Source organism: Bradyrhizobium frederickii (assembly GCF_004570865.1).
Classification (GTDB): Bacteria; Pseudomonadota; Alphaproteobacteria; order Rhizobiales; family Xanthobacteraceae; genus Bradyrhizobium; species Bradyrhizobium frederickii.
On the sequence record NZ_SPQS01000019.1, the window covers coordinates 12,794 to 39,542 of the forward strand.

The following is a 26,749-nucleotide window of genomic DNA, read 5'->3' on the forward strand; positions in this document are numbered from 1 at the left end:
CAAGGGCGCCTTTGCCCACCCTACGAAAGCTATCGCAAGGACGTCGACGGAGTTGCTATGCCAGCACCTTCACCCCGCCCAAACTCGTCACCCGGCCCTGTTTCAGCATCACGATCTGCGTGGCGAGCTGGCGCAGCTCGGCGGCGTCGTGACTGACATAGACCATCGGCACGTTGGCCTCGTCGCGCAGCCGCACAAGATAGGGCAGGATCTCGAGCTTGCGGCCCTCGTCGAGCGCGCCGAGCGGCTCGTCGAGCAGCAAGAGCCGCGGCCGGGACAGCAGCGCACGCCCGAGCGCGACGCGCTGACGCTCGCCGCCGGAGAGCTTTCCGGGGCGGCGATCGAGCAGGGCGCCGATATCGAGCAGGTCGATGACGCGCCTATGCTGGGCCGGATCGGGCGCAAGGCCATTCATGCGCCGGCCATAGTCGAGATTCTGCGCGACGTTGAGATGCGGGAATAGCCGCGCGTCCTGAAACACGTAACCGATGCGGCGGCGCCAGCTCGGCACGTGGATGCCGGCCGCGATGTCGTCCACGATCTCGCCGTCGATCGCGATGGTGCCGCGGTCGGGCCGCAACAGGCCTGCGATCATGTTGACCAGCGAGGTCTTGCCCGCACCCGACGCGCCGAACAGGCCGATGACGCGGCCCTCGCTGGTGAAGGACGCCTGAAGCGAGAACTCGCCGAGCTTCTTTTCGACGTCGACGCGCAGCATGGTCAATTCCCGTGCAGTCGCGCGGTGGCGCGGCGGGCGAACCACTCGGCTGAGATCAGCGCGCCCAGCGCCAGCACGATCGAGACGATCACGAGCCGGCCGGCCGCGGCATCGCCGTCAGGCGTCTGGATCAGCGAGTAGATCGCCGACGAAATCGTCTGGGTCTCGCCGGGAATGTTGGAGACGAAGGTGATGGTCGCGCCGAACTCGCCGATCGCCTTGGCAAAGCCGAGCACCATGCCGGCGAGCACGCCGGGCAGCGCCAGCGGCAGCGTCACGGTGAAGAACACTTTCCAGGGGGCGGCGCCGAGCGTCTCGGCAGCCTGCTCCAGCCGGCGGTCGATTGCCTCGATCGACAGCCGCATCGGGCGCACCAGGAGCGGAAACGCCATCACGCCGCAGGCGAGCGCCGCGCCGGTCCAGCGGAACGAGAACACGATACCGAAAGTGTCGGCGAGAAATCCGCCGACGGGGCCGCGCCGGCCAAAGGTGAGGAGCAGCAGATAGCCGGTGACGACAGGCGGCAGCACCAGCGGCAGATGCACCAGGGCGTCGAGCACCGATTTGCCCCAGAAATCCCTGCGCGCGAGCAGCCATGCCAGCGCGATGCCGAACGGCGTCGCGACCAGCGTGGCAATGGTCGCGACCCTGAGCGAGAGCAGGATCGCGGTCCATTCGGCGGGAGAGATCTCGAACATCAAGTGCTGAATATCAGATTGTCGGGCTGACCAGGAACTTGAAGCCGTATTTTTCCAGGATGGACCTGGCGCCCGAGGAGCGCAGGAAGGCGAGATAATCGCTGGTCCCGGCCTTCGCGATCGTGGTCGCGGCAACCGGATAGATGATCGCGGGGTGCGAGTCCGCCGGGAAAGTGCCGACGATCTTGACGCCGGGCTCGACCTTGGCGTCGGTGGAATAGACAATGCCGAGATTGGCCTCGCCGCGCGCGACCAGCGTCAGCGCCGCGCGCACGCTCTCGGCCATCGCGAATTTCGCTTCGGCGGCCTGCCAGGCGCCGAGCTTCTCGAGCGCCGCCTTGGCATATTTGCCTGCCGGCACCGACTTGACGTCGCCGGTCGCGATCCTGCCGTCGCCGGCGAGCTTGGCGAGATCGAAGCCCTGGGTAATCGCGACGTTATCGATCTTGGAGTCCTTCGGTGCGATCAGCACGATGCTGTTGCCGAGCAGATTGACCCTGGAAGGCTCGTCGATGGTCTTCCTGGCGATCGCGTAGTCCATCCAGTCGGTGTCGGCCGAGACGAACACGTCCGCCGGCGCGCCCTGCTCGATCTGTCGGGCGAGCACCGAGCTTGCGGCATAGCTGACCGAGAACCTGACGCCGGTCTTGGCGGTGTATGCTGCATTGACCTCGTCGAGCGCGTTCTTCATCGACGCGGCGGCGAACACGGTGATGGTCTTGTCCTCGGCGGCGGCCGGCGAAAGGCTCGCGCCCGCCAGGATCGCGAAGGCGGTGAGAAGTCCTGAGATGCGTAGCATGGAGCGCTCCGTGCGAATCCGCGCACGCAGGATGCACGCGCTGGACTGGCGTTGGTGGGGTCGGTCGCGACGGGTGGAAGCGCTGCTCCACGGGCCCAGGCTGCGGCTTACGGCCGGCAGGGATATCGCAGCCGCGAAGATAGCAGGCCAGGTCGGAAGGTCAAACCTGGTGCGTCATCCCGGGGCGCGCGTAGCGCGAGCCCGGGATCCATAGCCACAGGATTGTGTTTGGCGAAGATTCGGAGTTGCCACTTCGTCCGACAACCACTCCCTGGGGCTCTGGGTCCCGGATCTGGGCGCGCTTGGGGCGCGCTTGTCCGGGACGACAGCGATGGGTGAGGGGACAGCGTACCCTATGGCTTCGCATCGCCCGCGTGCAGCACCGCCTTGCACGCCGCCGGCATCTGCGCCAGCGTCATCGGCGGCTTCGGTTTTGGCGGCTCCGGCGGCGGCTTGGGGTGCAGCACTGCGTCGGAGAACCAATAGGCGAGATCGGCGGGCTTGCAGCCTTCGTCCTCGGCCTGCGACGGCTGGCCCTCGCACTCCTCGGCACCCGCCGGGCAGCGCATGCGGATGTGGAAATGGTAGTCGTGGCCCCACCAGGGGCGGATCTTCGACAGCCACGCGCGGTCGCCCTTGGCCTCGCGGCACAGCGCCTTCTTGATCGCGGCGTTGACGAAGATGCGCTGCACGGCGGGCTCCCGCGCGGCATCGCGCAGCACCAGCACATGGCCAGGCGTGAACACCTTGGGGTCGATGTCGAGCCGGTCCTGGCGCACCATCATCACCGCCGACATGTCTTCGCGCTCCTCGCGCGAGAGGCGGCGGTCCGGCATCGGCGTCAGCCAGATGTCGGCGTCGAGACCGATCTGGTGGCTGGCATGGCCCGACAGCGCCGGGCCGCCGCGCGGCTGCGCGATGTCGCCGACCAGGATGCCCGGCCATCCCGCGTCCTTGTGCGCCCTGGCCGCGAGCCGCTTGATCAGCGCGATCATCTCGGGGTGGCCATAGCTGCGATTGCGCGACAGCCGCATCACCTGCCAATGATCGCCGTTGAGCGGCATCTGCTCCGCGCCGCCGATGCAGCCCTTGGTGTAGGAGCCGATGACATGGGTCGGCCCCTTCGACGGCAGCAGCTTTCGCGCGAACAGCTCCTTGGCGGCCAGATCTGGGTCGTTCGGATTGGCGAGCGGCGGCAGCGGCTTCGGATTCACGCTGCCCTTGTCCTGGGCCAGCGCGCCGCCGGCGGCCAGGGGGACGAACCAGAGCAGGAGGAGGATGATGCCGCGGCGACTCATTCAGACGTCCTTATAGCCCAATGCGGCATCAGGGGTAAGAATGAGGCCGGAGCCCGCCGCCGGCTCGCCGCTGCGCGCTAAATCGTGTCTCGAGCCGCGTTTCTTAAGGGTGCAATAACCCTATTCTGCATTGACCAAAATTCGTGCGCGGAGCGAGGAAAATCCGCGGCTCGCATGCAATCGCGCGTGATTTCGGAACGGATTCAAGCGCGCGCGCAATTTTGCATCAGGCCGATCATTGATTGCGGCTCCAGACACAATGTGACGGCGCCTGCCGCCATGGCCACGCCGCGCAAACAGGCAGCAAGGTCCGCCTCGCGCGGCCCGCGGCCGGGCAAGATTACTTTTTTTTCAGACACTTGCCCCAAGACTTTTCCTCTCAAGACTTGCGCGGGCGGGCGCGACGGGAACGGGTGAAGTTGGGTTTGAAGTCTCGAAAAGCAAAAAAACGAAAGCAAGGCGTGCTTGCCCGGACCGGCCGATCGCCGCGCAAGCCGCGCTTCGCGTGCGCATCGCGAACCCTGTCCGAACGCGACGAAGTCTTGCGCAGTCGCGCCGAGACGGAAGCCGCGATCGCGGACGCGCGCAAATCCCATGAGCGGCTGCGCCAGGCCATCGACATCCTGCCGCAAGGCATCGTGTTCCTCGATGCCGAAGGCCGCTACGTCCTCTGGAACAAGAAGTACGCCGAGATCTACAGCAAGACCGCCGATCTGTTCGAGGAAGGCGCCCGTCTCGAAGACACGCTGCGCATCGGCGTTGCCCGCGGCGACTACCCGGAGGCCGTGGGCCAGGAGGAAGAGTGGATCGCCGAGCGTCTGCAAAAGCTCTATCAGCCCGGCGCGCGCCACGAGCAGAAGCTGTCGGACGGCCGCGTCATCCTGATCGACGAGCGCTTGACCGATGACGGCGGCGTGGTCGGCCTGCGCGTCGACATCACCGAGCTGAAGCAGCGCGAAGCCTCGTTCCGCCTGCTGTTCGACGGCAATCCCGTCCCGATGATCGTCTGCGCGCTGGACGACGAGCGTATCCTCGGCGTCAACGATGCCGCGGTCGCCCATTACGGTTACAGCCGTGCCGAGTTCGAGCGATTGAAGATCCGCTCCCTGCAGGCCTTCGACAGCGAGCCGCCCTGGACCGCCGACCGTTCCAGCGAGGAGCAGGCCGGCCGCACCTGGAAGCACGTCAAGGCCGATGGCGCGCTGATCGACCTTGCGATCTATTTCCGCGAATTGACCTATGCCGACCGGCCCGCGGTGCTGCTCGCGCTGATGGACATCACCGAACGCAAGCGCGCCGAGGCGCGGCTCGCCTTCATGGCCCAGCATGACGCGCTGACCGGCCTGCCCAACCGCGCCCTGCTGCGCCAGCAGACCGACGAGATGCTGCTGCACACGCGGCGCAGCCCCGAGAAGGTCGCGCTGCTGATGCTGGGGCTCGACAATTTCAAGGCAGTCAACGACACGCTCGGACACGCGGTCGGCGACAAGCTGTTGCGCGGCGTCGCCAAGCGGCTGCGCTCGACGCTTCGCGAGGAGGACGCGCTGGCGCGGCTCAACTCGGACGAGTTCGCGATTGCGCAGAGCGGGCTGATGCGACCCGAGGACGCGGTGGGGCTGGCAAAGCGCCTGCTCGAGGCCATCGCCGATCCCTATCTGCTCGACGGTCATTCCGTGGTGATCGGCGCCTCGATCGGCATCGCGATGGCGCCGGGCGATGGCGACGATTCCGAGAAGCTGCTCAAGAGCGCCGACATGGCGCTGTCGCGCGCCAAGCAGGATGCGCGCGGCAGCTTCGCCTTCTTCGAGGCCGCGTTGGATGCAAAGGCGCAGAGCCGCCGCAAGATCGAGGTCGAGCTGCGCGACGCGATCCAGAACGACGTGCTGCGTCCGTATTATCAGCCGCTGATCGACCTCCAGAGCGGCCGCATCACCGGCTTCGAAGCGCTGGTGCGCTGGCCGCATGCCGAGCGCGGCATGGTCTCGCCGGCCGAGTTCATTCCGGTCGCCGAGGACACCGGCCTGATCAATCCGCTCGGCGGGCTGATGCTGCGCCGGGCCTGCCTCGATGCCGCGGCCTGGCCGGACGACGTCCGTATCGCCGTCAATCTGTCGCCGCTCCAGTTCCGCAGCGGCAATCTGCTCTCGATGGTGACGGAGGCGCTCAAAGCGTCCGGCTTGCCGCCGCGGCGGCTCGAGCTCGAGATCACCGAGACGCTGCTCCTGGAGAAGAGCGCGCAGGTGCTGGCGACGCTGCATGCCTTGCGCGCGTTGGGCGTGCGCATCTCGATGGACGATTTCGGCACCGGCTATTCCAGCCTCAGCTATCTGCGTAGCTTCCCCTTCGACAAGATCAAGATCGACCAGTCCTTCGTTCGCGATTTAGGGGCCAACCGCGAGGCGCAGGCCATCATCCGCTCCATCGTCAGTCTCGGCAAAGGCTTGGGCGTCACCATCACCGCCGAAGGCGTCGAGACCGAAGCCGAGCTGAGCTGCCTGCGCGCGGAAGGCTGCCACGAAGGCCAGGGCTTTCTGTTCAGCAAGGCCCGGCCCAATATCGAGATCGTCAGCCTGCTCGCCGCACAGCGCGGCATCGACGGCGATGATGCCGCGCTGGTGGCGTGAGCGAATGCCGACGTAAGGGATGCACCGCTCTCTCGGCGAACCTCTCCCGCTTGCGGGAGAGGTCGCGCCGGAGGCGCGGGAGAGGGCTCTCTCCTCTAGGGGATTGCCCCATTGCGGAAACACCCTCTCTCCGACCCTCCCCGCAAGCGGGGCAATCGCATTTGAACATTCGGCGGAGGTCGTCATGCCCGGGCTTGTCCCGGGCATCCACGTATTTTGTGCTGCGGGGAAGGCGTGGATGGCCGGGACAAGCCCGGCCATGACGCTGTGGGTACTGTCGGTGCCTCCAAGCCCACACCGCATATGCGATGGCCATGCCCGCAGGCGGAGAGGGAGCGCACTGCGATTGCGGCCTTCGTTCAGTGCCCTTCCAGGATCCCCTTCCCCACATCCTCATAATGGCTATCCCGCGCCTGGACCTGCTGCGCGATGGCGTGCATGTCGCGAAAGCGCCGCTCGAACGGCTGGCTGCGGAAGACTGCCGTCGCGCCGGCCATGTGATAGGCGGTGTCGACCACCTTGGCCGATTGATGGATGGTCCAGGTCGCCGCCAGGCGAACCGCGCTGCGATGCGCCGTGCTGAATTCGCCGGTGGCGGAGAGGTCGCGCCACATCGCATGCGCGGTGGCATAGAGATAGGCGCGGGCAGCGCGCCAATCGCCTTCGGTGCGGCCGATCAGGCCCTGCACCGCCCCGTTGTCGCGCATCGCGCCGGCTGACAGCGAGGGATGCTTTGCGCGCGCCAGCGCGATGGCGGCATCGAGCGTGGCGCGTGCGACCCCGAGCGAGACCGCGGCAAAGCCGAGGCTGAAGGTCGCGCCGGTGCCGATCCTGTAAAGCGGCCCCGGCTCGCGCAGCGCGGCCGGCACGTCGCGAAAGGCGGTGAAGCGCTCGGGGATGAAGAGGTCAGCCACCTCGTAGGAATCCGTGCCGGTGCCGGCAAGGCCGATCGCCTGCCACACGTCGTGCAGCGTCGCGCTCGACACGGGAAAGAGGATGGTGCGCAGCTCCGCCGATCCGTCGGCGTTCTTGCGCGGCGTGCCGTCGGCCCCGACGATGCGCACATGGGCCCCGAGCCAGCTTGCCTGCCGCGAGCCCGAGGCAAAATCCCAGCGTGCCGTGACGCGATAGCCGCCCCCGACGCTGCGCGCCTCGTGCGCGATCGCGCCCCAGGCCAGGATGCCGGGCGCCGTATTGAAGATCTCCTCCGCGGTGTCGCGGTCGAGCCAGGCCGCGATCATCGCGCAGACGCCGCACTGGCCGAGGCACCAGGCGGTCGAGGCGTCCGCCTTCGCGATCTCCTCCAGCATCCGCATGAAGATCTCGATCGGGGCCTCCGCGCCGCCGAGGCTCTGCGGCAGCAGCGCGCGATAGAGCCCGTTCTCGATCAGCGCGGCGACGACGACCGGCGTCAGCCGCCGCGTCCGCTCGATCTCGTCCGCTTCGCGCGCGATCAGCGGCGCGACGGCGCGGGCGCGTTCGACCAGGCCAGCTCCGCCAGTTGCGTTCATGTGCGTTTCCTCGCCCCCTTCTGCCGTGAGCGGAGAGGATGCGATGGTGGGCTATTTGGCGGGGAGGATCAAGCTTGCCGGCTGCACCGTGCCGGACGCGACGCGGCAAACCCGGAATCCATCGTGCGGCGAACGAAGCGGCGGAGTGATCTCTCTGCTCGCGCCGAGCGACCGCGACTTACCTTGACCTGGACCCTGACAGCTTGGCAACGTACCCTCGGCGAGCCGACGACTGGATGAGCCGGCGATGGCGACAATCGCCGGGCGGAGGAGGGAAGCACTCGCCGACCCGGCCAGACGGTCGCAGCACGAGAGGCAGCGCGCGGGCGTGAAGTGGAATGCGACCATACCGCCAGCCCTGGTGGAGCGCGATCTTCGGATCGACCTGTTTCGGGGTCTCTCGCTATGGTGGATCTTCATCAACCACATTCCGGAAAACTATCTGAACAGGTTCACGCCCAAGAACTTCGGCTTCAGTGATGCGGCGGAGATTCTCGTATTCCTGTCGGGCCTCGCATCCGGCATCGTTTACGGTGACCTGTTGCGTCGATCGGGCTTTGGGGTGACGGGCCTGCACATGTTGCGGCGCTCGCTCGAGATCTACATCGCGCAAATCATGACTGTCGTGCTGTTGCTGGCGGAAGTGTCCACCATTGCAGCATGGCAGCCCGACATGTTCGATCACGCCAATCTGGCCATCCTGCTGCAAAGGCCCTCGGAAACACTGCTTCAGGTGGTCCTGTTGCGTTACTCTCCGGTCAACCTGGACCCTCTGTTGCTGATGGTCATCCTCCACTTCGCGCTCATTCTGATCTTGCCTCTGGTGATCGGCGCGTGGAAGCTGGCTCTGACCGGTTCAATAGCTCTCTATGCTCTCGCTCATCTGTTTGACTGGTACATCCCGGCCTTTCCAAGAGGTCAACTCTACTTCAATCCGCTGAATTGGCAATTGCTGTTCGTGATCGGCATCTTGTGGGGGGCGAACCGCGGCGATTGGCAACTCGCCATCCTGAATTCGAGGCCCCTTGCCGTTCTGGCGGCGAGCTACCTCCTGTTCTCGTTCGTGATTGCCCTGGGCTGGCGGATCCACGTCATTGAAGATTATGTGCCGGGATGGCTGTCGCGCCTGATCTATCCGATCGACAAGACCAATCTCGACATCCTGCGCCTGTTGCACTTCGCCGCACTCGCATTGCTGTGTTGGCGTCTGCTTCCGAGCAATGCCAGCATCTTGAAAGCCGGCGTCTTGCGCCCGTTGATTCAATGCGGCGAATATTCGCTCGCGATCTATTGCATCAGTGTCCTGTTGTCCTTTGCAGCTCACGCAGTGCTCAACATGGGCTGGAACGGGTTGGCATCACAGACCCTGGTCACCTTTGCGGGCCTGGCGCTGATGAGCGCCATGGCGGCTCTGCTTGCCATCATCGACCGCGGCGCACGTCTCAATCCCAGGCCATTTTAGTGTATCGCCTCTCGTTGAGACGACGGCGGCATTCGGCGGTGTCAGACCGTCGCGCGGCCAAGGTCGAGCGATGGTCGTCGTCTGGTCGGAAAGCTCAGCGCCACCGCGACGGCGGCGAGCCCGATCGCGAACGAGCCGGCGTGCAGCCAGGTGTAGCGCTGGAAATTGTCGAACACGAGCCCGCCGGCCCATGGCCCGAGCGCCATGCCGAGGCTGGCGAAGGCCGATACCGCGCCGAACACCGTGCCCATGATGCGGGCGCCGAAGAACTCGCGCACAAGCACGGCATAGAGCGGCATCACCCCGCCATAGGCGAGGCCGAACACCACCGAGAGAGCGTAGAATTCGCCGAGCTGCGCCACCGCAAGATAGGTCGCGATGCACATCGCCTGCACGAGGAGCCCGCCGACCAGCACGGGCTTTGCACCGATGCGGTCGGCCAGCGCGCCGAGCAGCAGGCGGCCGCCGAGGCCTGAGACGCCGGCGACGCTGTAGACCGTCACCGCCGTGAGCGGGGCGATGCCACACACCATTGCGTACGACACCATGTGGAAGATCGGGCCGGAATGCGCGGCGCAGCAGGCGAAATGCGCTGCCGCGAGCGCAATGAATTGCGGCGTGCGCAGCGCCTGCGCCGCGGTCAGCTCGACCTCCGGCGCGGCGTCTGCATTCGTGTTGACTGCCGCTGCCGGCGCCGGACGCACCAGGAAGCAGGCGGGGATCAGCAGCGCCCAGGCCGCGCAGCCGATCACCAGCATGGCGGTGCGCCAGTCATAGGTCGTGATGAGCCAGCTCGCGGCCGGCGCGATCGTCACCGGCGACACGCCCATGCCGGCGGAGACCAGCGCCACGGCGAGGCTCCTGTTCTTTTCGATCCAGGCGCTCGCGAGCGCCATCATCGGCGCATAGAAGCTGCCGGCGGCAATGCCGATCAGCACGCCGAAGCAGAGCTGGAACTGCCACAGGGTTGCCGCCTGGCTCGCCGTCACGAGGCCGAGCCCCAGCAGCAGGCTTCCCGCGAGCACCACGATGCGGGTGCCGAACCGGTCCGAGAGCGCGCCCCACAGGAAGGCGGCAAATCCCATGCAGAGGAAATCCAGCGTCGCCGCCGCCGATACCCCGGCGCGCGACCAGCCCATCGCGTCCGAGATCGGCTGCAAGAACACCGCCAGCGACAGCATCGTGCCGAACCCGACACACGTCATCAGCGCACCCGCGGCGACCACGACCCAGCCATAGTCGAAGCGTGACGGCGTGCTCATTCGTTTCCTTGGCGCTGTTGGTTTTGTTGATGGTGCGCGCGAGGATGGTGGCCCATCCGCTTCCGGAGAGCAAGGCGCGTTGGGCGCATGCTGACACCGTCCAGCCCTGATGATAGCATCCTCTCGTCACCGGCCTGCTTTGTTGTTCTCACAGACGCATCCGCAAGAACGCGTGAGGAGGCAAGTCCAATGAAATGGGAAGCGCTCTGCAGGCCGCGCGGTTGCCGCAGGCTTTTCTTGTCTGTCATTGTCGCCGCCGCGGTCGCGGCACCTCCAGCCTGCGCAGACGACGGCCGCAGCTCTGCCCGCGAGCCGGGGCCGGTGTTTTCGGATAGCGGCCCGGATGCCGAGCTCTACGGCGCGGCTGAGGGCTATCCGGTCGGCACACGCGGGGGCGCCCCCCAGCTTGACAAGCTGGTCGGGGTCTACAGCCATTTCGGCGAGCTCTACAAATCGCGCGCGATAGGTCGCGCGACGGTGCCCTGGCAATTCAAGCGCGCGCCAGAGCCGTCGATTGCCTATAGCTTCGATAGCCAGCGGCTCAGCATCGCGGACTACCTCAAGCGCAACCCGGTGACGGGACTTCTGATCGCCCGAGACGACACCATCCTGTACGAGCACTATCAATATGCGCGGACCGACCACCATCGCTTTGTCTCGCAGTCCATGGCGAAGACGCTGGTTGCCATGCTGGTCGGGATCGCGGTCTCGGAGGGGCGGATCAAGTCGATCGACGACCTCGTCTCAACCTACGTTCCCGGCCTTGCAGGAACGGAATATGGAAACACATCGATCCGCGCCCTGCTCAACATGTCTTCGGGCGTCGAATTCTCGGAGGTCTATGACGGGAAGGACGACATCGCCCGGCTTGGGCGGGCCCTGTTCGTCGACGAGCCAAAGGACCCCGCCGCCGTCGTCGCGCAATTCAATACCCGAACCGCGCCGCCGGGCACCAAATGGCATTATGCCAGCGTTGAAACCGAGATCCTCGGCCTGGTGCTGCGCTCGGCCACGGCCACGCCGCTTGCCGACTATCTCCATGACCGGATCTGGGAACCCATCGGCACCGAAGCGGATGCCTCGTGGGCGATCGACGGCAGCGGGCAAGAGATCGCCTTTTGCTGCTTCAACGCGACCTTGCGCGACTATGCGCGCTTGGCCCGGTTGCTCGCACATGACGGTGCCTGGGAAGGCCGCCAATTGATCCCCCGGCAATGGCTGCTCGATGCCACGACGGTCAGACCGGGCGATGGTCATCTCGCGCCGCGCGTGGCCACGCCCTATTTCGGCTACGGCTATCAGGTGTGGCTCCTCCCTGGCGAGCAGCGCAGATTTGCCCTGCTGGGCATCCGCGGGCAGGTCATCCTGGTCGATCCGGCTTCCAAGCTCGTCATGGTGCACACCGCGGTTCGCCAAAAGCCGTCCGAGCCGGGCGCCCTCAGGGAGCCGCTCGCGCTGTGGTTTGCCGTGCTGCAACAGCTCGGGCAATGACCTGACGGCGCCTTGAATCCCAATTATTCACGACGGCCATGTCGGCGCCGACCGGGTTCGATCGTCCTTGGATTACAATTCCCGGACGTGCCGCGGATGGCCCGGCAACGGGATGTCGTCACATCGACTGCAAGACTTGAACTGGAGCAATGCCCATGAGGATCACCGTCGAAACCAGCGTCGCAGCCCCCATCGATCAGGTCTGGCAGGCCTATACGACGCCTGCCGACATCGTGAAGTGGAATGCGGCGTCCGACGACTGGCACACGACCAAGGCGACGGTCGACCTGCGGGAAGGCGGCGCCTTCTCGTCGCGGATGGAAGCCAAGGACGGCAGCATGGGCTTCGACTTCGCCGGCACCTACACCAGGATCGTGGAGCACAAGCGGATCGAATATGCGTTCGGCGACCGCAAGGCCGAGGTCGAGTTCGTGCCGGCGGCGAACGGCATTGTCGTCCGCGTCGTGTTCGATAGCGAAACGACGCACTCGGTCGAGCAGCAGCGGGGTGGCTGGCAGGCGATCCTCGACAATTTCGCACTGTACGTCGAGGCGAAGCGGAAGCTGTGATCGATCGGGAACAGGCGCGCTGACGGACGCCTGCATCAAACCCGCTGCGATGCTGCCATCATCCCCCTGTTTTGCCCGACCGAGCAAACGGATTTCGTGAAATCGAAAAAGCGCAATGCCGCCAAGGGGGCGGCTACTGTGCATGGGGTTGTTTTCGCGTTTTTTGCCGGGCCCCAATCGTTCGGGCCGAACTACTGATCCAGCCGCGAAATCTGGTCTCGCTTCTCCGCCGTCATGGCCGGGCTTGACCCGGCCATCCACGTCTTCACCGCGCCAAGAACGTGGATGCCCGGGACGAGCCCGGGCATGACGGTGGTTGATATCGGCGGCTCAGCTTGGGAGGTCGCTCAGCTGTCCACCTTCAGCGCGGCGATGAAGGCTTCCTGCGGGATGTCGACCTTGCCGAACTGCCGCATCTTCTTCTTGCCTTCCTTCTGCTTCTCCAGAAGTTTGCGCTTACGCGTGATGTCGCCGCCGTAGCATTTCGCGGTGACGTCCTTGCGTAGCGCGCGCACCGTCTCGCGGGCGATCACCTTGCCGCCGATCGCCGCCTGGATCGGGATCTGGAACATGTGCGGCGGGATCAGCTCCTTCATCTTCTCGACCATGGCGCGGCCGCGGCCCTCGGCGCGGGTGCGGTGCACCAGCATGGAGAGCGCATCGACCGGCTCGGCATTGACCAGGATCTGCATCTTGACGAGATCGGCCGGCTTGTAATCGGTCAGATGATAGTCGAACGAGGCGTAGCCCTTGGAGACCGATTTCAGGCGGTCGTAGAAGTCGAACACGACCTCGTTGAGCGGCAGATCGTATTTCACCATCGCGCGGGAGCCGACGTAAGTCAGCTCCTTCTGTGCGCCGCGACGGTCCTGACACAGCTTCAGCACGCTGCCGAGAAATTCGTCCGGGGTGAGGATGGTCGCCTCGATCCAGGGCTCGTCGATCTCGGCGATCTTGACCACGTCGGGCATGTCGACGGGATTGTGGATCTCGATCTCCTGGCCGTCGGTGAGCTTCATCTTGTAGATGACGCTCGGCGCGGTCGCGATCAGATTGAGGTCGAACTCGCGCGACAGCCGCTCCTGGATGATCTCGAGGTGAAGAAGGCCGAGGAAGCCGCAGCGGAAGCCGAAGCCGAGTGCGGCCGAGGTCTCCATCTCGAAGGAGAAGCTGGCGTCGTTGAGCCGCAGCTTGCCCATCGCCGCACGCAGCGTCTCGAAATCGTCGGCATCGACCGGGAATAGGCCGCAGAACACGACCGGGATCGCCGGCTTGAAGCCCGGCAGCATTTCGGTAACAGGCTTCCTGTCGTCGGTGATGGTGTCGCCGACGCGGGTGTCGGCGACTTCTTTGATCGCCGCGGTGATGAAGCCGATCTCGCCGGGGCCGAGCTCGTCGACCTGCTGCATCTTCGGCGTGAAGAAGCCGACGCGCTCGACGTCGTAGGCCGCGCCCGTGCCCATCATGCGCACGCGGCTGCCCTTCTTCATGACGCCGTCGACGACGCGGATCAGAACGACGACGCCGAGATAGACGTCGTACCAGCTGTCGACCAGCAGCGCCTTCAGCGTGGCGTCGCGGTCGCCCTTCGGCGGCGGCAGGCGGGTGACGATGGCCTCCAGCACGTCGGGGACGCCGAGGCCGGTCTTGGCCGAGATCATCACCGCGTCGGAGGCGTCGATGCCGATGACGTCCTCGATCTGCTGCTTGATCTTCTCGGGCTCGGCGGCGGGAAGGTCGACCTTGTTCAGGACCGGGACGATCTCGTGATTGTTGTCGAGCGCCTGGTAGACGTTGGCGAGCGTCTGCGCCTCGACGCCCTGGCTGGCGTCGACCACTAGCAGGGAACCCTCGCAGGCCGCCAGCGACCGCGAGACTTCGTAGGCGAAGTCGACATGGCCGGGCGTGTCCATCAGGTTGAAGATGTAGTCCTTGCCGTCCTTGGCCCGGTACGACAGGCGCACCGTCTGCGCCTTGATCGTGATGCCGCGCTCGCGCTCGATGTCCATGGAATCGAGCACCTGCTCCTTGCCCGCCATTTCGCGGTCGGAGAGGCCGCCGGTCATCTGGATCAGGCGGTCGGCCAGCGTCGATTTGCCATGGTCGATATGGGCGACGATGGAGAAATTGCGGATGTTGGAAATGGGGACGGTCGTCATGGGCGCGGGATACCACTCACATCCCCGTGCGGCAACCATTCACTTGGCCTTCCCGCGTCCGCACGGAGGCGCGTCCGGACGGGGCGGCCGCCCGGCCTCCGGCGGTCCAGGAGGGGAGCGACATCGATTCGTCATGCCGCTGCAGTCCCGGCCTCACCGCCATCGATTTCAGGGGCCGGCTCTGCTAGCTTTCCGGCTTTCTGTCACGGAAATAGGCAATGTGTTGGAAGCGTGTTTTCGCCTTCTTGTTTGCAACGTGTCTTGCCTTGCCGGCCGCTGCTGAAAAGCGCGTCGCTCTCGTCATCGGCAATTCCGCCTACCAGAACGTGTCGCGGCTGGAGAATCCCCGGAACGACGCGCTGCTGGTGGCCGATACGTTGCAGAAGCTGGGCTTCACGCTGGTCGGCGGCGGCGCCCAGGTCGAGCTGGACAAGGCGGGCTTCGACGCGGCGGTCCAGCGCTTCGGCAACCAGTTGATCGGCGCGGACGTCGCCCTGTTCTATTACGCCGGCCACGGCATCCAGGTCCGCGGCACCAATTACCTCGTGCCGATCACCGCCAATCCGACGCGCGAGACCGACGTTGATTTCCAGATGGTCGACGCCGCATTGGTGCTTCGGCAGATGGACGGCGCAGGAACCAAGCTGAACATCGTCATTCTCGATGCATGCAGGAACAACCCTTTTGGCGGACGCGGCCTGCGCGCCGCCGAGGGCGGCCTGGCGCAGATCCGGGCACCGGAGGGAACGCTGCTCTCCTATGCCACGCAACCCGGCAACGTCGCGCTCGACGGGTCCGACGGACACAGTCCTTACACGCGGGCGCTGGTCGAGACGATGCAGCGTCCCGGCCTCGACGTGCTCCAGACGTTCAATCAGGTGGGACTTCTCGTCAAGCGTGCCACTGGCAGCAACCAGCAGCCCTGGGTCTCCAGCTCGCCGATCGATGGATCATTCTATTTTTCGGGCGCGCCGGCAGGGCAGGCCGCGGCGGTCAACGAGCCGGCGCCGATCACGGCGTCTCCTGCAAACCCTCCGCCGTCCACGGCTCCGATTGCGAGAGCCCAATCGGATTTTCTGTTCCCGAACTCCGACAGCCGGCTGCTTGCCGATGGCGATCTGATGACGTTGAGCAAGGATGAGCTGCGCCTCGCGCGCAACGAAATCTTTGCGCGGCGAGGGCGCTACTTCAACTCGCCCGATCTGACGGCGCGGTTCAGCAAGTTCGCCTGGTACGCGCCCCGCACCTGGGATCCGCAGTTGAACGACGTCGAGCAGGCGAATGTGGCCCTGATCGATCGCTATGAATCCGGTGGTCCGGCGCCAGGCGGCTTCATCTTTGCCGATTCGGATCGGCGGCTGCTGACGGTCGCAGACCTGCGCGGGCTGTCGAGCGACGAGCTTCGTATCGCGCGCAACGAGATCTTTGCGCGGCGGGGACGATATTTCGAGGCGGCGGATCTCAAGGCCCGTTTCGAACGTTTCCCGTGGTATTCGCCGAGCACATGGAATCCAAAGCTCAATGCGATCGAGGAGGCGAATGTCGCGCTGCTCGATCAGGCTGGCAAGCGTCGATGACGATTGCGTTGCGGGCGACGCAAATCCTCGTCGTGCTCGTGGCTGTGTCCGCGCCGGCGGGCGCTCAAACCAGGACCGAGCTTCTCGATCGGCTGGTGCGTGCTTATCCCGACTTTCTCTCCAGTCACGACGGCAAGCAGATCTTGTGGCGCGACGGGACTGCGATGCCGGTGGACGATGGCATCGACGACAAGACGTTTGAACGGCGCCTGCGCGATGCCTCGCTTCTGGACCAGCTCCGCTTGCCCTATCCCGTCGGAGTGTCCGCGCCGCCCGCCCTGAACGCCGACCCCGGACGATTCCGGAACGAGCCGTTCTTCAAGAAGATGTATGGCGACTGCCGCAATGGAGCGGTGCAGCGCAATCTCGTCACGATCACCTGGTTGCCGCGAACGTGGGGCAAGGCGGTCCAGGTGACACGGATCAATGGCGTGGCCGACCGGCTCAAGGAGGTGTCCGCGGAGATCGACAAGCTCGAACCGGCGCTGAAGGCTGCGGCCTATCCGATTGCCGGCGTGCTGTCATGCCGGCCGGTCGCCGACACCGGCAAGATGAGCATGCATGGCTATGCCGCCGCGATCGATCTGAACCTGAACTATTCCGACTACTGGCTGTGGGCGGGCCGGGGTAAATCCATTCCCCACAAGAACAGGATGCCGCAGGAGATCGTCGATATCTTCGAACGCCACGGCTTCATCTGGGGCGGCAAATGGTATCATTACGACACGATGCATTTTGAATATCGCCCGGAGCTGCTGGCCCGGTGATCCCGGATCGCTTCCGTGAGCCGGGCGCGGTCGTTCATTCACGCCAAGCTGATTTCACTCAGGCGCAAAACGCGCTACGCAAGCGCCCATGTCTACGACTTCGATCCCGTCCGCCCGAACGCGCGTGAAAGCCCGGGTGAGTTACAACCGCTTCCGGGCCTGGCTGGTCGCCTGCGCTGTCCGCCCCGAGGCGAGATTGTGGCTGGTGATCCAGCTCGCCATCCTGCATGCGGTGCTCTGGACATTCATCCTGATCAATCTCAAGGCGGCGCAGGACGTTCACATGGACGTCGCAGAAGCCTATGGCTGGGGCCAGAAATTCCTGTGGGGCTACGGCAAGCACCCGCCGCTGTCGGGCTGGGTCGCAGGCCTCTGGTTCACGGTGTTCCCGGCCGCGGACTGGGCGACCTATGCGCTGGCGATGGCGACCGTCAGCGTCGGCATGGTGATCTGCTGGCTGGTGGCCTTGCGCGTGGTGGATGCGCGCCGTGCCTTCCTGGTCGTGGTGATGGTGGCGCTCTACCCGATCTTCAATTTCAAGGGTTTCAAGTACAACCCGGATCTGCTGCAGCTCGTCACGCTGCCGCTGCTCGTGCTCGCTTATCTCAACGCGTTCGAGAAGCGGAGCTGGCAGTCCGGCGTCTTGCTCGGGCTCGCCGGCGCGCTGGCGCTGATGACCAAATATTGGGTGCTGACCATGATCGGCGCCATCGGGCTTGCCGCGCTGATCCATCCGGAGCGGCTGAAATTCCTGCTCTCCCCGGCGCCGTGGGTGGCGATCGTGACGATGGTGCTGGCGATCATCCCGCACGTCGTCTGGCTGGCCGAGGCGCATTTCGTGCCGCTGAGCTATGCCGGCGACACCTACAGCCTCCAGGACAGGAGCCAGGTGCATCAGCTCGTCGCCGGCTACTTCCTGCATAATTTCGGCTTGCTGGCCTTGCCGGTGGCGCTCGCCGGGCTCGCGATGGCGCTGGTGCCGCCGTGGCTGACGCTGCTGGTGCGCGCGCCCGCGCGCATCGTCACGCGGGCGTGGCGGCGCGGCGCCAATTCCGGCGTCAATGTCTCGCAGGCGCTGAATGTCTGGATCATCCAGATCATCGTCGCGTTCGGCCCGCCGCTCGGCGCGCTGGTCTTCAGCATCTACATGAAGACCGATTGGGGTATCTCGCTGTTCTTCCTGGTGCCCCTGGCGCTGGTCGCGATCCCCACATTGCGCGTGCAGGGCGCGAGCCTGTTCAACATCGCCGCGATCTGGCTCGTGCTCAGTGTCGCGACGCTCGTCGCCTCGCCCTGGATTGCCGCGGGCGAGCTGGCGGCCAATGCCGGCAACACCGCGACCTATGGCGCGCGCTCGGATCTTGCGCGCGAGCTGACCCAGGCCTGGCACGCGCGCTTCGCTTCGCGCTGGGCCGTCGTCGCGGGCAGCATGGAATCGATCCAGCCGATGGTGTTCTACAGCCCGGATCATCCGGCGGCGTTCACGCCGAACGAGGCCTGGGCCTCCGGGCTGACCTCGCTCGACGAGCTCAAGCGATACGGCTTCATCGGCGTGTTCGATGCCAACGACGAACGCCTGCCCAAGTTCGAGAAATGGATATCGGAGGCCGCGCCGAATGCCGAGCGCGTGGTGATGACCACGCGCCGCTTCACCCACGGCAAGCCCGGCCCGTCGATGAGCTGGCATATCTACATCGCGCCGCCGGGGAAATAGCCGAGCTGCCGTAGGGTGGGCAAAGGCGCGCAGCGCCGTGCCCACCATCTTTCAATGATCAGGGGAAAATCGTGGGCACGCTTCGCTTTGCCCACCCTACGCAGCTTCACTGACGAAGCCGCTAAACCCCTTCCTCGTTGAACTTGCTTTCAACGAGTTCGGTGATCGCCGCGAGCGCGGCTTCGGCCTCAGCGCCGGCGGCGGCGACCGTGATGGTGGTGCCGGGGCCTGCGGCGAGCATCATCAGGCCCATGATCGAAGTGCCGCCGACGGTTTCGCCGCCGCGCGTCACCCACACTTGCGCGTCGAAGCGCTCGACCGCCTGGACGAACTTCGCCGAGGCGCGGGCGTGCAGGCCGCGCTTGTTGATGATCAGGAGATCCTTGGAAATCGCGCCCGCGGGCACGCTTGTCCCGGCTTGTGGCGCGTCGCCGCTCATTTGCCGGCGAGCACGCGACTGGCGATGGTGACGTATTTGCGGCCCGCTTCCTGGGCCATCGCGATCGCGTCAGGCAGCGGACGCTCCTCGCGCACCTTGGCGAGCTTCACCAGCATGGGAAGGTTGATGCCCGCGAGCACTTCGACCTTGGGCCGGCTCATGCAGGATATTGCAAGGTTCGACGGTGTGCCGCCGAACATGTCGGTGAGGATCGCAACGCCATCGCCGGAATCGACGCGGTTAACCGCTTCGATGATGTCGCTTCGGCAGAGATCGGAATCGTCTTCGGCACCGATCGTGATCGCTTCGATTTGTTTTTGTGGGCCCATGACATGTTCAAGCGCTGCCTTGAATTCGTCGGCAAGGCGCCCGTGGGTCACAAGTACTAGACCAATCATCGGAAAACTCCTCGCGGGCGCTTTTGGTGCACCGCACGAACGCGCCACTTTGACCATCCAGAGCCCCCGCGCAAGGGGGGATGTTGCGTATCTCCCTGAATCTATACGGATGGATAAGGGGAGCTGCGCCGGTCTATTCGGTCGCGATAGTGGGGCTCATATGGTTACCAATTCCCTTCAAACAATCGCCTGAAGGGTTAACGGAAGATGAACTCTTGGTAGTGGTCAAGGCCGCAACAACCAGGGGGAGGGGTGAATAATCGCGGCCAACCGGGATTCGCGGTATCTCGACACCGGAAATGCTGGTTTTCAGGGCTTCGGACGGCGGCAGCCGCTCGGCGTCTGCGGCGTCCAGATCGACCACGAGACCGACGGTCGCATGCTCCACGAAGTCGCAGCGGCGGATTCCGAGGCCCCGGATCTCGATCAGGCCCTTAAGGCGCGGCGCAGGGCGGACCTCAATTTCATCGCCGACTGTCGCCAGATGGACACGGTCATCCCCGACCAGAACGGCCCTGTCGAGCACGCCCGCGCGTCCCGCCATGATCAAATCGAAGGCAAGGCGCGACTTGCCGGAGCCCGAGGGCCCGCGGATCAACACCGCCAGGGGCCCGACCTTGACCGCGGAGGCGTGAACGCTGGGTCCGCGGTCACTCATAGCGCCGGCAGCCTCACCACGAAGCGCGCGCCCGATACGGTCGGGACGCCCTCGTCATCCGGCGGGCCTGCGCGGTTCTCGGCCCAGATGCGTCCGCCATGAGCGTCGACGATCTGCTTGGAGATCGACAGGCCGAGGCCGGAGTTCTGGCCGAACCCCTGATGCGGACGGTCGGTGTAGAAGCGCTCGAAGATGCGCTCCAGCGCGTCGTCGCGAATGCCGGGGCCGTCGTCGTCGACTACGATCTCGATCTCGGAGCGCACGCGACGGCAGGTGAGGCGCACCTTGTTGCCGGCTTCCGAGAACGATTGTGCGTTGGAGAGCAGGTTGGAGACCACCTGCCCGAGCCGCGAATCATGGCCGCTCACGGCGAAGGTGTCGGTCGGGCTGCGGCCCTCGAAGCGCGTCTCGACCGCGACGTCGTGGCCGAGCTTGGTTTCATTGGCGACGGACACCAGCGTCGTCAGCAGGCGGCGCAAATCGACCGGGATCGCATCCTGGCGCTGCAATTCGGCATCGAGGCGGCTGGCGTCGGAGATGTCCGAGATCAGGCGGTCGAGCCGCTTGACGTCGTGCTCGATCACCTCGAGCAGGCGCGCGCGGCTGGTCTCGTTGCGCGCCAGCGGCAGCGTCTCGACCGCCGAGCGCAGCGAGGTCAGCGGGTTCTTCAATTCGTGGGCGACGTCGGCGGCGAACATCTCGATCGCCTCGATCCGGCTGTAGAGCGCGCTCGTCATGTCGCGCAATGCGCCCGAGAGATGGCCGATCTCGTCGCGGCGGCGGGTGAAATCCGGAATCTCGATGCGGGCCTTGATGCGGCGGCGGACGCGCTCGGCGCTGTCGGCGAGCCGGCGCACGGGCCCGGCGATCGTGCTCGCGAGCAGCAGCGACAGCATGATCATGACGGTGGCCGCGACGCCGCCGACCTTCAGGATGGCGAGGCGCTCGGCGGTGACCATCTGGTCGATGTCGTCACCTTGGGTCGACAGCATCAAGGCGCCGTGAATCGCGCGCGAGCGCAGCACGGGCACCGCGACCGAGACGATCACCTCGCCGCGCGCATTGACCCGCACCATCGAGCGCTTCTGGCCGTGGAGCGCATCGCCCACCTCCGCATAGCCGTTGCCGTTCTCGGGTCCGAGTTCGCGATAGAGCGGCAGGTCGCCGCGGTTCAGCCAGGTCCGCACCGCGACCATGCCGCGTTCGACGATGCCGGGCTTCTCGGCCGGCGGCGGCAGATTGTAGCGCAGCACGTTTTCGAGGTTGCGGCTGTCCACCAGCAGGCTGCCGTTCGGATCGTAGATGCGGGCGCGTGTCTTGGTCGGCGAGATCAGCGTGCGCAGCACCGGCGCCACCCGCTCCGGATTGATCGGGAAGTCCAGCGGCGAATATTCGTCCGAGCCGCCATAGGTCTCGCCCGGCTTGAGGTCGAGCAGCCGGTCGGGATCGATGGTGATGGCGTTGGTCTGCACCGTGGCGGAGGCCGCGATCGCACCGGCGATGATCTCGGCCTGCACCAGGAGGCTTTGCGCCCGCGCGTCGATCAGGCCGGCGCGGAATTGCGACAGATAGAGGATGCTGGCGACCAGCGCGACGAGGCCGGCGAGGTTGAGCGAGACGATGCGGCGGGTGAGGCTGGAAAAGGACAGCGCGAAGAAGAACTGCCCGGCGCGCTTCAGCCAGTTCAGCGGTCGGAAGCCCTGCGGCTTGCCTTCGACAAATTGATCCTGAACGCCGTCGGCTGCGACGTCGCCGGCGCTCTGGTTCGGATCAGGCTGCGTTCGGTCCAGCAATGCTTACGCCCGTGTTAGGACGGCGTTGAGAAGGTCCCCACATTCTAGAGCATGATCCGGAAAAGTGTGCAGCGGTTTTCCGGAAGGATCATGCTCAAGAAATAATCTAAAGCACGATGATCTCATCGCGCTTTGGAGCGATCCCGGTCCCGACGGAATCAGGACCGGCGATGCTCTTAGTCCGTTCGTGAAGCTGCCGCCTCAGGCTTCCTTGAAACGATAGCCGACGCCGTACAGCGTCTCGATCATCTCGAACTCGTTGTCGACCACCTTGAACTTCTTGCGCAGCCGCTTGATGTGGCTGTCGATGGTGCGGTCGTCGACATAGACCTGGTCGTCATAAGCGGCGTCCATCAGCGCGTTGCGGCTCTTCACCACGCCGGGCCGGGTCGCCAGCGCCTGCAGGATCAGGAATTCGGTGACGGTCAGCGTCACCGGCTCGTTCTTCCAGGTGCAGGTGTGCCGTTCCGGATCCATGCGCAGGAGGCCGCGATCGAGCGCCTTGGCGTCGTTCTCCTTCGGCGCGACGGTCGGGTCCTTCGGCGCCGAGCGGCGCAGCACCGCCTTGACGCGCTCGACCAAGAGGCGCTGTGAAAACGGCTTGCGGATGAAATCGTCGGCGCCCATCTTGAGGCCGAACAGCTCGTCGATCTCCTCGTCCTTGGAGGTCAGGAAGATCACCGGCAGGTCGGATTTCTGCCGCAGGCGGCGTAGCGTCTCCATGCCGTCCATGCGCGGCATCTTGATGTCGAGGATGGCGAGATCGGGCTGGGTGGTGCGGAAACCGTCCAGCGCGGAGGCGCCGTCGGTGTAGGTCATGATGCGATAGCCTTCGGCTTCCAGCGCGATCGAGACGGATGTGAGAATGTTGCGGTCGTCGTCGACCAAAGCGATTGTGGGCATGAGCCTCTGCTTTCTGCTTTCCGTTTGGGTCGTGGCTTGAAAACGGCGAGCAATCCAGTGATGCGCCGCATACATGGGTGCCGAAGTCGGCAGTCGAACCTTGTCACCGAGCAATGCAAGCTGGGCTGAAGTGTGACCAAGTTCCACGAAACACGGCAGATTCGCCGCATGTCGACCCATAACCAGGCCCCCGTTTACCCGAAAAAAGGCCTCCATTGCAACCACCTGAGCCGAGAAAGCCGATGCAACCGACCCCTGATTTCGACCCCGCAAAGCTCGCCAAATCCCTGCTGCGGCGATCGCGCCAGGGGGCCTTGGCCACCCTGATGGCCGGCAGCGGCGACCCCTATTGTTCCCTGGTCAATCTGGCCAGCCATCCCGACGGCTCGCCAATTCTGCTGATCTCAGGCCTTGCCGTGCATACAAGGAACATCCTTGCCGACAGCCGGGTCTCGCTGATGCTGGACGAGCGGGCGGAAGGCGATCCGCTGGAAAGTGCCCGGATCATGCTGTCCGGCCGGGCGGAGCAGTCGGGCGCCGAGAAGGATTTGCTCCAGCGGCGGTATCTCAATGCCCATCCGTCGGCGGAAGGCTTTGTTTCCTTTAAGGATTTCTCATTCTTCCGGATCCGCCCCACCGGAACCCATCTGGTCGCCGGTTTCGGCCGGATCGTCGACCTCAAGCCAGCGCAGTTCCTGACGGACCTCAGCGGCGCCGAGGACCTGCTGGCGGCGGAGGAGGGCGCGGTCGCGCATATGAACGCCGACCATCGGGAGACCATGGGCCTCTATGCGACCAAGCTCCTGGGTGCCGGCGCTGGCGACTGGCGCTGCACCGGCTGCGATCCGGAAGGTCTCGACATGCAGGACGGCCAGATCGCGCTGCGGCTGGACTTCCCGGAGCGGGTGACCGACGGCACGGCGCTGCGCAAGATGCTGGTGCGCCTCGCTGGCGAAGCGCGCACGAAGATGGACCAGGGCGCAACCGCTTGAACGCCGCTACCGACCGCCGCGACCAATAACCGTGATGGTTTTCGGGCTCGCAGCGAGAGGGGTCATGACGCGTCAACGTTTGGCATGGACGGCGGCTCTCGCGCTCGCCATCACCACTTTGCTCGCCACGCCAGCTCTTGCGCAGAAAGGTCTCGCCGCGGAGAGCGCGCGGCTCAACGCGCTCATCGGTGCCGGAAAATATTCGGAAGCGCTGCCGTTGGCGCAGGCGATGGTCGCCAGCCTGGAGAAGGACAACGGCCGCGATCTCTCGGCCGCGCTGAACAATCTCGGCCAGGTCCATGCCGGTCAGGGGCGGGACGATCTGGCTGAGCCGCTCTACAAGCGCGCGATCGCACTCATGGAAAAATCGCTCGGCTCCGACAGCGCCCTGGTTGCGGCCGAGCTGACCAATCTTGCCGCGCTCTATCAGCGGCAGGGTCGCTTCGCAGAAGCCGAGCCGCTGTTCAAGCGTGCACTTGCCGTGCGCGAGAAGGCGCTGCCGCGCGAGCATCCCGACGTCGGTCAATCCCTCAACAATATCGCCACGCTCTACGCCAAGCAGCAGCGTCCGGCCGATGCCGAGCCGCTGTTCCGCCGTGCGCTCGCGATCTATCAGAAAGCTGCCGGGCCCGAGCATCCCGCGGTCGCCACGGTCCTGAACAACATCGGGCAGGTCGAGCGCGACCTCGATCGCGACGCCGATGCCGAAGCGCCGATCAGGCGCTCGCTCGCGATCCGCGAAAAGGTGCTGGGGCCTGAACACCCCGACGTCGCGCGCTCGCTCAACAATCTCGCCGGGCTCTACCAGCACCAGCAGCGTTTTGCCGATGCCGAGCCGGTGTATCGCCGTGCGCTGGCGATCCGCGAGCGTGCGCTCGGGCCTGATCACCCTGATGTTGCGACCTCGACGAGCAATCTCGCCGATTTCCTGCAGGCGACGGGACGGACGGCGGACGCCTTGCCGTTGGCGCAGAAGACGCTCGCGGCCAACCGCGCGCAGCTGCGCGTCGTGCTGCCGATCCTGTTCGCGGCACGGCAGCAATCGCTGCTTTCGAGCGAAAAGGCGCTCGACGATGCGCTCGGTGCGATCCAGCGCGGCACGCAATCCTCTGCCGCTGCTGCCGTGAACAAGCTCGCGGTGCGGCTCGCCGCCGGCAGCGACCGGCTCGCCGAGCTCGTGCGCAAGGATCAGGATCTCGCGGCAGAGTCCGAAGCGCTCGACAAGGCGATTATCGCTGCGGTGTCGAAGCCATCGGCCCAGCGCGACCTCGCGGCCGAGCAGCGCAGCCGCGCGCGGATCGCGGTGATCGCGAGCGCGCGCAATGGATTGCAGAAGACGCTCGCCGTCGAGTTTCCCGACTATTCCTCGCTCGCCAACCCGCTGCCGCTGACCGTCAAGGACATTCAGCCGCTGCTGGCGTCCGACGAGGCGATGGTGATCTATTCCGTCGTCGACAGGCGGAGCTATGTCGTCGCGATCACGCGCGAGAGCGTCGACTGGAAAGAGATTCCGCTCGGAGCGGACGCGGTCGCACAGAAGGTTACGGCTTTCCGCAGAGGGCTCGATGTCGGCAAGGCGCGCGATGCATCCGGCAAATCCGGATTGTTCGACCTCGGTCTTGCCAACGAGCTCTACGTCGCGCTGCTCGGCCCGGTTGAGGCGTTGACCAAGGACAAGCGCAACCTGCTGGTCGTGCCGTCGGCGGCATTGACCGCATTGCCGTTTCATCTGCTGGTCACGGAGAAGCCGCAGGCTGCAATCCCGGACCGCCTCGAGGGCTATCGCAGTGCTGCCTGGCTGCTGCGGCGTCAGGCTGTCTCGGTGCTGCCGTCGGTGATCAGCCTGAAATCGCTGCGCGCTTTCGCCCGCAGGGATCAAAGCGTCAAGCCGATGACCGGTTTCGGCGATCCCGTGTTCAACCCTGCAGCCGAAGGGCCTTCCGACCGGCGCGCCGCGAACGGCAAGGTCGCCGCACGCAGCATCGCGACGATCGCCTATGCCGACTTCTGGCGCGGCGCAGGCGTGGATCGTGCGCGGCTGGCGCAGGCACTGCCGCAGCTGCCCGATACCGCTGATGAATTGAACGCGGTGGCGAGGGACGTCGGTGCTGCCGAGGCCGACATCCATCTCGGACGCGATGCCAGCGAAACGACGCTCAAGCGTGCAGCGCTTGCTCAATACGGCATCATCTACTTTGCCACCCACGGTCTCGTTGCCGGCGACGTCAAGGGATTGGGGGAGCCCTCGCTTGCGCTCTCCATCCCCGACCAGCCGACGGAGCTCGACGATGGTCTTCTCACCGCGAGCGAAGTAGCCCAGCTCAAGCTCAACGCCGATTGGGTGGTGCTGTCCGCCTGCAACACCATCGCCGGCGACAAGCCCGGCGCCGAGGCATTGTCGGGATTGGCGCGCTCGTTCTTCTACGCAGGGGCCCGCGCGCTCCTGGTCTCGCATTGGGCTGTGGATTCGGAAGCGGCCACCCGCCTGACCATCTCGACGTTCGAGCTGCTCAAGAACGAGCCAAAGATTGGTCGTGCCGAAGCCCTGCGCCGTGCGATGTTAACATTTGTTGACGACACCTCCTCGCCGCGCAACGCCTACCCTGCGATGTGGGGCTCGTTCGCTCTGATCGGCGAAGGTGAGGTGAAATAAGGAAGGCGCCGCGGCAATTGTGCGTCGCAATAACCTGACGTAACGCGCAAATGCGCATTTGGTTGCGCGATCATCGGCGATTTCGCGATGCGTCTGCTCAGAGCTGACATGCGCGACGTTTGGCGCGGTCCTTGAATAAACCAAATCCTGCGGGATCAGCTTGGCAACGCCAACGTTCATCATTATTAGGTCGTTCAGCCGAGGCCGAATGGCCCATTCATCACGGTGGCCGCGACGGCGCCAAACTTGGTCCGCTGAATGTCG

At 65.3% G+C, this 26,749-nt stretch carries 21 protein-coding genes; 9 read left to right on the forward strand and 12 right to left on the reverse strand.

Translation table 11 applies throughout. From position 1 onward, the window contains the following. Positions 1-55: 55 nt before the first annotated feature. From modC to mepA, 4 genes are all read right to left on the reverse strand, one after another. Positions 56-718, reverse strand: coding sequence for a molybdenum ABC transporter ATP-binding protein (gene modC, locus E4K64_RS28090; protein WP_135166386.1), 663 nt, complete (start codon positions 716-718; stop codon positions 56-58). Between the two features lie 2 nt (positions 719-720). Then, on the reverse strand, positions 721-1,416 hold the full coding sequence (gene modB, locus E4K64_RS28095) for a molybdate ABC transporter permease subunit (protein WP_135166387.1): 696 nt from the start codon (positions 1,414-1,416) through the stop codon (positions 721-723). Between the two features lie 13 nt (positions 1,417-1,429). Further along, positions 1,430-2,215 carry a molybdate ABC transporter substrate-binding protein gene (gene modA / locus E4K64_RS28100; protein WP_135166388.1) on the reverse strand — a complete coding sequence of 262 codons (786 nt, stop codon included), beginning with the start codon at positions 2,213-2,215 and terminating at the stop codon, positions 1,430-1,432. A 353-nt stretch (positions 2,216-2,568) separates the two neighbouring features. Beyond that, positions 2,569-3,513 (reverse strand): penicillin-insensitive murein endopeptidase, encoded by a 945-nt coding sequence (gene mepA / locus E4K64_RS28105; RefSeq protein WP_135166389.1) that lies wholly within the window; start codon positions 3,511-3,513, stop codon positions 2,569-2,571. Between the two features lie 461 nt (positions 3,514-3,974). Here mepA and E4K64_RS28110 point away from each other — a divergent pair, with 461 nt between their 5' ends. Continuing rightward, the gene (locus E4K64_RS28110) at positions 3,975-6,137 is read left to right on the forward strand and encodes an EAL domain-containing protein (RefSeq protein ID WP_135166390.1); all 2,163 of its coding nucleotides are present in this window, start codon (positions 3,975-3,977) and stop codon (positions 6,135-6,137) included. 359 nt (positions 6,138-6,496) lie between these two features. Here E4K64_RS28110 and E4K64_RS28120 read toward each other — a convergent pair whose 3' ends face one another. Continuing rightward, positions 6,497-7,648 carry an acyl-CoA dehydrogenase family protein gene (locus E4K64_RS28120; protein WP_135166392.1) on the reverse strand — a complete coding sequence of 384 codons (1,152 nt, stop codon included), beginning with the start codon at positions 7,646-7,648 and terminating at the stop codon, positions 6,497-6,499. Positions 7,649-7,895: 247 nt separating this feature from the next. On the opposite strand from E4K64_RS28120, the gene E4K64_RS28125 reads away from it, so the two are divergent. After that, entirely contained in the window at positions 7,896-9,110 is a 1,215-nt protein-coding gene (locus E4K64_RS28125) for an OpgC domain-containing protein (protein ID WP_135166393.1), read from the forward strand. 41 nt (positions 9,111-9,151) lie between these two features. Here the strand turns inward: E4K64_RS28125 and E4K64_RS28130 are convergent, their stop codons facing one another. Beyond that, on the reverse strand, positions 9,152-10,372 hold the full coding sequence (locus E4K64_RS28130; protein WP_135166394.1) for an MFS transporter: 1,221 nt from the start codon (positions 10,370-10,372) through the stop codon (positions 9,152-9,154). A 237-nt stretch (positions 10,373-10,609) separates the two neighbouring features. Here E4K64_RS28130 and E4K64_RS28135 point away from each other — a divergent pair, with 237 nt between their 5' ends. Then, on the forward strand, positions 10,610-11,863 hold the full coding sequence (locus tag E4K64_RS28135) for a serine hydrolase domain-containing protein (RefSeq protein ID WP_167772305.1): 1,254 nt from the start codon (positions 10,610-10,612) through the stop codon (positions 11,861-11,863). A gap of 155 nt (positions 11,864-12,018) precedes the next feature. After that, a complete protein-coding gene (locus E4K64_RS28140) occupies positions 12,019-12,432 on the forward strand; it encodes an SRPBCC family protein (protein WP_135166395.1) in 414 nt (137 codons plus the stop codon). A 347-nt stretch (positions 12,433-12,779) separates the two neighbouring features. Here the strand turns inward: E4K64_RS28140 and lepA are convergent, their stop codons facing one another. After that, positions 12,780-14,591: a translation elongation factor 4 gene (gene lepA, locus E4K64_RS28145; protein WP_135166396.1), complete on the reverse strand. Its 1,812-nt coding sequence runs from the start codon at positions 14,589-14,591 to the stop codon at positions 12,780-12,782. Positions 14,592-14,809: 218 nt separating this feature from the next. Here lepA and E4K64_RS28150 point away from each other — a divergent pair, with 218 nt between their 5' ends. From E4K64_RS28150 to E4K64_RS28160, 3 genes are all read left to right on the forward strand, one after another. Further along, positions 14,810-16,168, forward strand: coding sequence for a caspase family protein (locus E4K64_RS28150; RefSeq protein WP_135166397.1), 1,359 nt, complete (start codon positions 14,810-14,812; stop codon positions 16,166-16,168). After that, positions 16,165-16,935 carry a M15 family metallopeptidase gene (locus E4K64_RS28155; protein WP_135166398.1) on the forward strand — a complete coding sequence of 257 codons (771 nt, stop codon included), beginning with the start codon at positions 16,165-16,167 and terminating at the stop codon, positions 16,933-16,935. The genes E4K64_RS28150 and E4K64_RS28155 overlap by 4 nt, the downstream gene beginning before the upstream one ends. An 88-nt stretch (positions 16,936-17,023) precedes the next feature. Then, positions 17,024-18,649, forward strand: coding sequence for a glycosyltransferase family 39 protein (locus E4K64_RS28160; protein WP_135166399.1), 1,626 nt, complete (start codon positions 17,024-17,026; stop codon positions 18,647-18,649). 121 nt (positions 18,650-18,770) lie between these two features. Here E4K64_RS28160 and E4K64_RS28165 read toward each other — a convergent pair whose 3' ends face one another. The 5 genes from E4K64_RS28165 to E4K64_RS28185 all read right to left on the reverse strand — a co-directional run bounded on the left by E4K64_RS28165 (position 18,771) and on the right by E4K64_RS28185 (position 22,840). Further along, positions 18,771-19,088, reverse strand: coding sequence for an HPr family phosphocarrier protein (locus tag E4K64_RS28165; RefSeq protein WP_126261044.1), 318 nt, complete (start codon positions 19,086-19,088; stop codon positions 18,771-18,773). Continuing rightward, positions 19,085-19,486 carry a PTS sugar transporter subunit IIA gene (locus E4K64_RS28170; RefSeq protein ID WP_007597752.1) on the reverse strand — a complete coding sequence of 134 codons (402 nt, stop codon included), beginning with the start codon at positions 19,484-19,486 and terminating at the stop codon, positions 19,085-19,087. Before E4K64_RS28170 ends, E4K64_RS28165 begins: the two co-directional genes overlap by 4 nt. Before the next feature lie 133 nt (positions 19,487-19,619). Beyond that, entirely contained in the window at positions 19,620-20,144 is a 525-nt protein-coding gene (locus E4K64_RS28175; RefSeq protein WP_135166400.1) for an HPr kinase/phosphorylase, read from the reverse strand. After that, complete coding sequence (locus tag E4K64_RS28180) at positions 20,141-21,937, reverse strand: sensor histidine kinase (protein ID WP_167772306.1); 1,797 nt, start codon at positions 21,935-21,937, stop codon at positions 20,141-20,143. Before E4K64_RS28180 ends, E4K64_RS28175 begins: the two co-directional genes overlap by 4 nt. 201 nt (positions 21,938-22,138) lie before the next feature. Further along, entirely contained in the window at positions 22,139-22,840 is a 702-nt protein-coding gene (locus E4K64_RS28185) for a response regulator transcription factor (protein ID WP_008542552.1), read from the reverse strand. Positions 22,841-23,082: 242 nt separating this feature from the next. Between E4K64_RS28185 and E4K64_RS28190 the strand changes: the two genes are divergently transcribed. Together E4K64_RS28190 and E4K64_RS28195 are read left to right on the forward strand one after the other, a co-directional pair. After that, positions 23,083-23,832 carry a HugZ family pyridoxamine 5'-phosphate oxidase gene (locus E4K64_RS28190; protein WP_135166401.1) on the forward strand — a complete coding sequence of 250 codons (750 nt, stop codon included), beginning with the start codon at positions 23,083-23,085 and terminating at the stop codon, positions 23,830-23,832. A 64-nt stretch (positions 23,833-23,896) separates the two neighbouring features. Next, a complete protein-coding gene (locus E4K64_RS28195) occupies positions 23,897-26,485 on the forward strand; it encodes a CHAT domain-containing tetratricopeptide repeat protein (RefSeq protein WP_167772307.1) in 2,589 nt (862 codons plus the stop codon). Positions 26,486-26,749 lie beyond the last annotated feature (264 nt).